Origin of the sequence: Streptomyces sp. NPDC058576, assembly GCF_042718715.1 — a bacterium.
Taxonomy (GTDB): Bacteria; Actinomycetota; Actinomycetes; order Streptomycetales; family Streptomycetaceae; genus Streptomyces.
In genome coordinates this window covers 69,051-78,240 of record NZ_JBHXPF010000013.1, presented here as the reverse complement: position 1 = coordinate 78,240, position 9,190 = coordinate 69,051, and the positions used below count along the sequence as shown (strand labels likewise).

Annotated in this window: 8 protein-coding genes; 6 read left to right on the top strand and 2 right to left on the bottom strand. The window is 73.0% G+C overall.

Going from position 1 to position 9,190, the window contains the following annotated elements:
* Positions 1 to 73: 73 nt before the first annotated feature.
* The gene (locus tag ACFWRV_RS12820) at positions 74 to 955 is read right to left on the bottom strand and encodes an RNA polymerase sigma factor SigF (protein WP_384332600.1); all 882 of its coding nucleotides are present in this window, start codon (positions 953 to 955) and stop codon (positions 74 to 76) included.
* A 651-nt stretch (positions 956 to 1,606) separates the two neighbouring features.
* On the opposite strand from ACFWRV_RS12820, the gene ACFWRV_RS12815 reads away from it, so the two are divergent.
* The 6 genes from ACFWRV_RS12815 to abc-f all read left to right on the top strand — a co-directional run bounded on the left by ACFWRV_RS12815 (position 1,607) and on the right by abc-f (position 8,685).
* Positions 1,607 to 2,341: a GNAT family N-acetyltransferase gene (locus ACFWRV_RS12815; RefSeq protein ID WP_384332597.1), complete on the top strand. Its 735-nt coding sequence runs from the start codon at positions 1,607 to 1,609 to the stop codon at positions 2,339 to 2,341.
* A 293-nt stretch (positions 2,342 to 2,634) separates the two neighbouring features.
* Positions 2,635 to 3,876, top strand: coding sequence for a PP2C family protein-serine/threonine phosphatase (locus ACFWRV_RS12810; protein ID WP_384332594.1), 1,242 nt, complete (start codon positions 2,635 to 2,637; stop codon positions 3,874 to 3,876).
* A gap of 87 nt (positions 3,877 to 3,963) precedes the next feature.
* Positions 3,964 to 4,668 carry a TetR family transcriptional regulator gene (locus ACFWRV_RS12805; RefSeq protein WP_384332591.1) on the top strand — a complete coding sequence of 235 codons (705 nt, stop codon included), beginning with the start codon at positions 3,964 to 3,966 and terminating at the stop codon, positions 4,666 to 4,668.
* A complete protein-coding gene (locus tag ACFWRV_RS12800) occupies positions 4,665 to 5,477 on the top strand; it encodes an SDR family NAD(P)-dependent oxidoreductase (RefSeq protein ID WP_384332589.1) in 813 nt (270 codons plus the stop codon). Before ACFWRV_RS12805 ends, ACFWRV_RS12800 begins: the two co-directional genes overlap by 4 nt.
* 102 nt (positions 5,478 to 5,579) lie before the next feature.
* Positions 5,580 to 6,620, top strand: coding sequence for an NAD(P)-dependent alcohol dehydrogenase (locus tag ACFWRV_RS12795; RefSeq protein WP_384332586.1), 1,041 nt, complete (start codon positions 5,580 to 5,582; stop codon positions 6,618 to 6,620).
* A 304-nt stretch (positions 6,621 to 6,924) separates the two neighbouring features.
* Positions 6,925 to 8,685: a ribosomal protection-like ABC-F family protein gene (gene abc-f, locus ACFWRV_RS12790; protein ID WP_384332583.1), complete on the top strand. Its 1,761-nt coding sequence runs from the start codon at positions 6,925 to 6,927 to the stop codon at positions 8,683 to 8,685.
* Here abc-f and ACFWRV_RS12785 read toward each other — a convergent pair.
* Positions 8,649 to 9,152, bottom strand: a complete 504-nt coding sequence (locus ACFWRV_RS12785) for an NUDIX domain-containing protein (protein ID WP_384332580.1) — start codon at positions 9,150 to 9,152, stop codon at positions 8,649 to 8,651. The two genes, abc-f and ACFWRV_RS12785, sit on opposite strands and share 37 nt — an antisense overlap.
* Positions 9,153 to 9,190 lie beyond the last annotated feature (38 nt).

Below are 9,190 nucleotides of genomic sequence, written 5' to 3'. Positions count from 1 at the left end.
GTTGTGGTTCTGACTGATGCGCCAGTCAGAACCACAACACCTCCCTTGTCCGCTGTTCCGGGGCCCGCGGCGGTCACTCCTGGACGAGCATCCCGCTCTTCAGCTTGCCCAGCATCCGGCTCAGCAGCCGCGAGACGTGCATCTGCGATATCCCGAGCTCCGCGCCGATCTGCGCCTGGGTCATCTCCTGGCCGAAGCGCATATCGATGATCCGGCGCTCCCGCTCGTCCAGTTCGTCCAGCAGGGGTGCGAGGGCGTGGAGGTTCTCCACGGTCTCCATGGCGGGGTCCGGCTCGCCCAGCACATCGGCGAAGGTCCGCCCGGCGGTCTGGCGGGGTCCGGCGTCCGCGGTGTCGGTCGGCATGTCCAGGGAGCCCGCCGTATAGCCGTTGGAGGCGACGATCCCCTCCGTGACCTCGGACTCCTCGATGCCCAGGTCCTCCGCCAGCTCCTTCACCGTGGGGTCCCGGTCGAGGTCGGCCGCCAGGGACTCCTTCGCCTTGGCGAGGTCGACCCGCAGCTCCTGGAGGCGCCGCGGCACGTGCACCGCCCAGCTCGTGTCACGGAAGAACCGCTTGATCTCCCCGACGATGTACGGCACCGCGAACGACGTGAACTCGACCTCCCGGGAGAGGTCGAAGCGGTCGATCGCCTTGATCAGCCCGATGGTGCCGACCTGGACGATGTCCTCCATGTCGCCGCTGCCCCGGTTGCGGAAGCGGTTGGCGGCGAAGCGGACGAGGGACAGGTTCATCTCGATGAGGGTGTTACGCGCGTACTGGTACTCGTGCGTGCCCTCCTCCAAGACCTGGAGGCGGTCGAAGAAGAGGCGCGAGAGCCGACGCGCGTCCATGGGGGCGATCTTCCCGGCATCCTCGATCCACGGGAGCTCCTGGGTGGTGCCCGTCCGCTCCGTACCGGCTGTCTGCGCTGTCTGCGCGGTCTGCACGGTCATGTCGCTTCACGCTCCCTGGTTCATAGGCCCTGAGGCCTGTTCGCCTTCCCAGGGGTACGGCTCTCATGCGTGGAGGTGGGAGTTGATCTGGCCATGCGGAGCGAGTTGGCCGGAAAAAGGCCTGGTTCGGTCCTGAGGGGGCGTCACGCGCTGTCATCCGGGGGGCCGCGAGTGACGGGCGCGAGGTGCAGAGCGCACACGCACTGCGCCAATGCAGAGCGCACGTGCGGGAAAGAAGCTGAAGCGCGCAGGCGAAGCGCGCACGCCATGGAGGTACGAAGAACCGCCCCACCGGTACGGGGGAGCCCGGTGGGGCGGTCGCCACCAGAGTGCCACAGGCGAGAGGGCGTTGGGACCGGACCGGCACGTATTGGCCTACGGATGAGTCGATTTCGCTGCTCGTCCGCGCGGACGGGCGGCGGACGCGTCGGCGTGTTGCCGGGGGCTGCGTCCCGGTGGCGTGGGGGCCGCGCGGCCCGCGCCGCGGCGGTTCCCGGCGGTTCCCGAGGATTGCGGTGTCATGAACAGATTCGCCTCACGGAATACTCGCCGTCTCCATCGGCCTTTCCTCTCCCGCGGGTGCGCCGCTCCGGACGCCGAGCACCCGCGGCCGAGCAACCGCGCGATGGACGGAACGAGACTGAGGAGACCATGACCCAGAACGACACCCGGCCCCGGACCGATGCCCCTTCCCGGCTCCACCCGCTGGAGAACCCCGCCCGGTCCTCGCTTACCGGTCCGCACGCCCACTTCGCGGAGAGCCGTGGGCGGATCCTGCGCTATCCCAGCGACGTCAGCCCCTGGCTCGCGCTTCCCGACGCCCCGGACGCCCGGGACTGGGCCGATGTCGCGGCGCTCGCCGGGCCGGGCAACGCCGTCGCCCTGGCCGCGCTCCGGGAGCCGCCACCGCGGGACTGGGAGATCGTCTTCCGGGCCGAGGGCGTCCAGCTGGTCGACGCGTCGGTGAACGCCGCGCCCGATCCGGAGGCGGTCGTGCTGGGCCCCCGGGACGTGCCGGAGATGCTGGACCTGGTGGCGCGCACCCGCCCCGGCCCCTTCCTCCCGCGCACGGTCGAGCTGGGCACGTATCTGGGCATCCGCCGGGGCGGCGCCCTGGTGGCGATGGCGGGGGAGCGGCTGCACCCGCCCGGCTGGACCGAGATCAGCGGCGTCTGCACGGACGAGTCCGTACGGGGGCAGGGGCTGGCGAGCCGACTGGTCCTGGCGGTCGCGCACGGCATCCGAGAGCGCGGCGAGACGCCGTTCCTGCATGCCTCCGCCTCCAACACCGGGGCCGTCCGGCTCTACGAGTCCCTCGGCTTCCGGCTCCGCCGGCGTACGGAATTCCTCTCCGCCCTCGTGCCCGCCACGCTCCCGCCGCGCTGACGGGAGTCGTACGCTCCCGCCGCGCCGGCCGGGCTGCCCGGACCGGGCGCCGCCCCGCCCCGGCCCCGGCGTGCCGCCACCGGTACCCGTGCGACGGGACCTGAGACACCCCCGCTGCGGGGCCGGAGGGCCCGGGCCGAAAGTCCCGGGCGGGACCTTCGGCACCCGCTCGGGGTCCTAAGCCCTCCTGCGCGGACGGCCGCCTCCCGGTCAACTGGAAGGGACCGCCCGAAACCGCGGGCGGCGCCGAGAGACCAGCGGGAGGACAGGCCGTGCCCATGAGGTTGCTGGACATGGCACAGAAGCCGCAGAAGCAGAGCGGGGCACGGCACCGCGGTGGTGCCGCGCCGGGCGCGGACGCGGGCATCGCGGCGGTGTCGCAGGGCCGGATCGGCAACTGGGCGCTGGCCGGGGGGCTCACGTTGATGACCCTGCTGGTCGTTTTCCTCGACTTCAGGACGGGCAACGACCTGCGGCTCGTGCCGCTGCTCGTGGTCGTCCCGGCACTGGCCTCCGTCTACTGCAGCCTCCGCCAGACCATCTGGGTCGCGGTGTGGATCACCACGGTCGTCGTCGGCTTCCGGGCCGGCGCGGACGGCACCTTCTGGGACTTCGTCTTCGGCATCGGCTTCGCCGTACTGGCCTGCGCCCTCGGGGTCGCCGCCTGCGCGGCGCGCATCCGGCACGCCACCGAGATGGCACGCCTGCGGTCCGCCGCCGTGACCCTCCAGCGCCAGATCCTGCGGCCGCTGCCCGTCGTCACCGACCACGTCTTCGCGTACGGGCTCTACGAGCCGATCGAGGAGGACCGCTTCGTCGGCGGAGACATCTACGAGGTCGTCGAGTCGTCCTACGGGACCCGGGTGATCATCGGCGACGTCCAGGGCAAGGGGCTGGCGGCCATCGGCGCCGGGTTCGCGGCCATCGCCGCGTTCCGCGAGGCGGCCATCCGCGAACCCACGCTCACCGGGGTGGTCCAGGCGCTGGAGGACGCCGTCGTCCGGCACAACGAGTTCTCCGCCCAGACCGGCGAGGCCGAACGCTTCGTGACCGCGCTCGTGCTCGGGTTCGACGAGGGCGGCCGGGTGGAGGCCGTGAACTGCGGTCATCTGCTGCCGCGCCTGCTGCACGACGGCCGGGCCCTTGCCGTCACGCTCCACCGGACGTACGTCCCCCTCGGCCTCGCCGGGCTCAGCCAGGAGGACCGTAGGACCGAGTCCTTCGACCTCCCGTCGGGCGCGACCCTCCTCGTCGTCACCGACGGGGTGACCGAGGCCCGCGACGCGACCGGCGCCTTCTACCCGCTGGACGAACGGGTGGCCGCCTGGGCCGGGCACGGGCCGCGCGAACTGCTCGACGCGCTCCGTGCCGACCTGGGGGACTTCTCCGGAGGCATCCGGCGCGACGACGTCGCCGCGCTGGCCCTGCTCCGCGCCCCCGCAGCCGCCGCCGACAGGATCGCCGACGACGCGGTCCGCGACGACGATGCCGCTGCGGGCGGGAAGGGTCGGCGGCCCGCCGCGACCGCAGTCTGAGAGTGTGCGTCGCCCCGCACCTGCCGCCCCTGATGTCCCCACGAGACGAATGTCGCGTGGGGACATTTTCAGGTGTACGGTGCACGTATGACTCCGGAACGGAAGATCCCGGAACGGCGCAGCCGCAAGGCGCGCCGCACCCGCGACACCCTGGCGCAGGCCGCGTTCGAGCTCGTGCTCGACCGGGGGCTGCGGAACGTGACGGTCGAGGAGATCGCGGAGGCCGCGGACGTCGACCGCCGTACGTTCAGCCGGTACTTCACGAGCAAGGAGGCCGCCGCCCTCGACTCCCTGCGGGGCGACGGCGACCGCATCAACGCGGCCCTGCGCGCCCGCCCGGCAGCGGAGCCCCCGCTCCTCGCCTACCGGCGGGCCGTTCTCGACTGGCTCGCCGACCCCGGGGCGGAACCCTGGCACCGCCGCCCCCGGATCTTCGACCTGCTGGTCGTCGCCGAGGAGGAGCCGACCCTCTACGCGGTCTTCCACCACATCCGGGTGGACGCCCAGGAGGACTCGATCGCCATCGTCGCGGACCGGCTCGACGTCGACCCCCGGCAGGACATCCGACCCGCCGTGACCGTCGCCGCCGGAGCGGGCGCGCTGCTCGCCGCGCAGGCCGCCTGGGTGCGCGGGGGCCGGCCGGACGCCCTGCCCGAACTCGTCACCGAGGCCTTCGACGCACTGGCCGCCGACCTGCTCGGCGAACCGCGCCCAAGTCCGGAGCAGCACCGCGGCACCACAGAAGAAGCAGAAGAAGCAGAAGGAACAGAAGGAACCGAGGCAGACTCATGACCACCGACCACACCGACCAGACCGACCGCGTCGAGAACCCCGACCGCACCGACAACGCGGGGGCCGAGTTCGCGGGCCGCACCGCCCTCGTCACCGGCGGCGCCTCCGGCATCGGCCTCGCCCTGGCCCGGCGGCTCGCCGCCGGCGGCGCGGCGGTCGTCGTCGCCGACTACGACGAGGAGAACGCGCGCAAGGCCGCGGCCGAGCTGGAGAGCACCGGAGCCAGGGCCGCCGCCGTCGCGATGGACGTCACCGACCCGGCCTCCGTCGAAGCGGGCGTGCGGTTTGCCGTGGACACCTTCGGCGCCCTCCACCTGGCCGTGAACAACGCCGGCATCGCGGGCCCCAGCAGCCCCACCGGTGCGTACCCGGTCGAGGACTGGAACCGCGTCGTCGCCACCAACCTCAGCGGCGTCTTCCACTCGATGCGCTACGAACTGCCCGCCATCGTCGCGGCGGGCGGCGGTGCGATCGTCAACATGTCGTCGATCCTCGGCACCAACGGCTTCGCGGGGTCGCCCGCCTACGTCGCGGCCAAGCACGGCGTCGTCGGCCTCACCAAGACCGCGGCGCTCGAGTACGCCGCCCAGAACGTCCGGATCAACGCGGTCGGCCCCGGCTTCATCGACACCCCGCTCCTGCGGAACGCCGACCCGGCGGCCCGCGAGCACCTGATCTCCCTGCACCCGGCCGGACGCCTCGGCACCGCCGAGGAGGTCGCCGAACTCGCCGCCTTCCTGCTCTCGGACAAGGCCTCCTTCATCCACGGCAGCTACCACCTGGTCGACGGCGGCTACTCCGCCCCGTGACGGAGCCCGGGTGGCGGGCGGGGGACACGGGGGCGACAAAGGGAACGGGGGCCCGGGGGACACGGGGCGACGAACAGAACCAGGAAGAAGCGAGGACACCCCATGAAAGCCGTCCAGTACCGAGCCGTCGGCGCCGCCCCCGAGGTGGTCACGATCCCGGACCCCGAGCCCGGCCCCGGCCAGATCCTGCTGAAGGTCACCGCCGCCGGGGTCTGCCATTCCGACATCGCCGTGATGAGCTGGTCCGCCGACGAGATCCCCTTCCCCCTGCCCCTCACCCTGGGCCACGAGGGCGTCGGCACGGTCGCCGCCCTCGGTGACGGCGTCGGCGGCTTCGCGGTCGGCGACTCCGTCGCGGTGTACGGACCCTGGGGCTGCGGCACCTGTGTGAACTGCGCCGAGGGCAAGGAGAACTACTGCCTGCGCGCCAAGGACCTCGGCATCATGCCGCCCGGACTCGGCGCCCCCGGCGCGATGGCCGAGTACATGATCGTCGACGATCCCCGTCACCTGGTCCCGATCGGTGACCTCGACCCGGTGAAGACCGTGCCCCTCACCGACGCCGGACTGACCCCGTACCACGCCATCGTGCGCTCCCGGGCGAAGCTCGTGCCCGGTTCCACGGCCGTCGTCATCGGCACCGGCGGCCTCGGTCATGTCGCGATCCAGCTGCTGCGCGCCATGACGGCCGCCCGGGTGATCGCCCTCGACGTCACGGAGGACAAGCTCGCCCTGGCCAGGACCGTCGGCGCGCACGACACCGTCCTGTCCGACGAGCGGGCGGCCGCCCGCGTCAGGGAACTGACCGGCGGACTCGGCGCCCACCTGGTCCTCGACTTCGTCGGAGCGCCGCCCACCGTGCAGACCGCCGGAGCCGTCGCCCGCGTGGACGGCGACGTCACCATCGTCGGCATCGGCGGCGGCGCGCTCCCGGTCGGCTTCGGGACGCTCCCGAACGGGGCAGTCGTCAGCGCACCCTACTGGGGCTCCCGCAGGGAACTCGCCGAGGTCCTCGACCTGGCCCACGCCGGAGCGGTGGACGTGCACGTGGAGACGTACTCCCTCGACGAGGCCCCGCTCGCCTACGAGCGCCTCCACGAGGGCAAGGTCAACGGCCGGGCCGTCATCCTTCCCGGCGGCTGAACTCCTCGTGCTCCCCGGCGCACGGAAAATCCCCGGCGCCGGGAGCCCGCCCGACGTTAGACTGGCCGACATGGGTTCGTACCGCTACTACTTCTTCCGCTGATTCCCGGCCCGGACGGCCGCAGCGCGCCCCACCGCGCGTCCCTCTGAGACGCCCCGGTGACGACGCCACCGTGATCATGTTCCGGTGGCGTCGACGTCGTCCGCGCGCCCGCCGCCGTCCCCTCCGCCGTCCGGCATCCACGCCCCGCCGCCGCGCCTCCGTGCGCGCCGCCGCGGGCCGTCACCCAGGGAAAAGGCACCCATGCACCCCCAGCGCGACCGCGCTCAACTGGCCATGAAGGACGTCTCCAAGGCGTACGGGGACCGCTCCGTACTCGACCAGGTGACCCTCACAGTCCGGCCCGGTGAGAAGACCGCCGTCATCGGCGAGAACGGCTCCGGGAAGTCCACCCTGCTCCGCCTGCTGGCCGGAGCGGAACAACCGGACACCGGCGAGATCACCGTCCGGTTCCCCGGCGGCACCGGCTACCTCGCCCAGACTCTCGACCTCGACCCGGCCGCCACGGTTCAGGACGCCGTCGACGCGGCCCTCGCCGAACTGCGCGATCTCGAACACCGCATCCGCGAGGCGGAGGCCGGCCTGTCGGAGCGGAAGCCCGGCGATCCGGGGCCCACCGACGCGGAACTCGCCGCGTACGGAGACCTCCTCACCGCCTACGAGGACCGGGACGGCTACCGGGCGGAAGCCCGCACCGAGGCGGCCCTGCACGGCCTCGGCCTCGCCCGCCTCACCCGCGACCGCCCGCTCGGCACGCTCTCCGGCGGCGAGCAGTCCCGGCTCGCCCTCGCCTGCGTGCTGGCCGCAGCCCCCGAACTGCTGCTGCTCGACGAACCGACCAACCACCTCGACGCCCGCGCCGTCGGCTGGCTGGAGGACCACCTGCGCGCCCACCGGGGGACCGTCGTGGCGATCACCCACGACCGGGCGTTCCTGGAGCGCGTCACCTCGGTGATCCTGGAGGTCGACCGGGACCTGCGCACGGTCACCCGGTACGGGGACGGCTGGGACGGTTTCCGCACCGCCAAGGCCGCCGCCCGTCGGCGATGGGCCCAGGAGTACGAGGAGTACCTGACGGACCTGGCCCGCACCGAGGAACTCGTCGAGGCGGCGGGAGCGCGGCTCGCGGCCACCGGAGGCGACCCGAAACAGGGCTTCGGCAAGCACCGCCGGTCGCACGAGGCCAAGCTGTCCGGCCAGGTCAGGGCAGCCCGGACCCGGCTGGACGCCCTGCGCAGGACTCCCGTGCCGCCCCCGCCCCGCCCGCTCTCCTTCACCGGCCGTCCGTCCGTCGCCACGGAGACCGGCGAAGCGGAGCGCGCCGGGACCGCGGCCGGAACCGCCACTGGTGCCGCCGACGCGACCGGCACAGCGGGCCGCGCGAGGACCCTCGTGGAGCTGGACGCCGTCTCCGTGGGCGACCGCCTCGACCTCCCCTCCCTGACCGTGGCATCGGGAGCCCGCCTCCTGGTGACCGGTGAGAACGGAGCCGGAAAGACCACTCTGCTACGGGTCCTCGCGGGCGACCTCACCCCCGACACGGGCACGGTCACCCGCCGCGCCCGCATCGGCTATCTCCCGCAGGAACTGCCCGCCCGGCCGACCCGGCGCACCCTGCTCGCCACCTTCGCGGCGGGCCTGCCCGGCTTCCCCGACGAGTACGCCGACGACCTCCTGGCCCTCGGCCTGTTCCGCCCCGAGGATCTCGACGTGCCCGTCGCGTCCCTCTCCATCGGCCAGCAACGCAGGCTGGCCCTGGCCCGCCTGGTGACCCGGCCGGCCGATCTGCTGGTGCTGGACGAACCGACGAACCACATCGCGCTGAGCCTGGTCGAGGAGCTGGAACAGGCCCTCGACCAGTACCGGGGCGCGGTCGTCGTCGTCTCGCACGACCGCAGCTTCCGGGCCCGCTTCACCGGCGACGTCCTGGAACTGCGGGCCGGCCGCCCGACGGGTGCGCGTGCGGCTCACGCGTCCGGGGAGGCCGCCGTTCCTCGTACCTGAGCGCGCAGCCGGTCGACGAACACCCGCTGACCGACGATCAGCCGCTCGGCGGCCTGCTCCGGCGTGCACCAGGCGAACCGGTCCATTTCCGGGAACTCCTGCTGCACGCCGGACCCGCGCGGCCACTCCATCGTGAACGTCCCGGGCACGACGGACGCCACGTCCAGCTCGGCCTCCAGGGCCCACGCGGTCACCGTCTTGCCGCTGCGCTGCCGGGACTCGCCGAGCGCGATCCACTCACCCGGCGGTACCGGAACGCCGAGCTCCTCCGTGAACTCCCGGCGGGCCGCCGCCTCCGCGCTCTCCTCGGACGCGTACTCGCCCTTCGGCACCGACCAGGCGGCTGCCTCCCGCCCCGCCCAGAACGGCCCGCCCATGTGCCCGATCAGCACCTCGACATCCCGCTCGCCCGCGTCCTCGACGACCCGGAAGAGAAGGAGCCCCGCACTGCGCCTGCCTGTCGACATGTCGTCAAGTCTGCTGCGGCGGAGTGCGGGGCGCCACG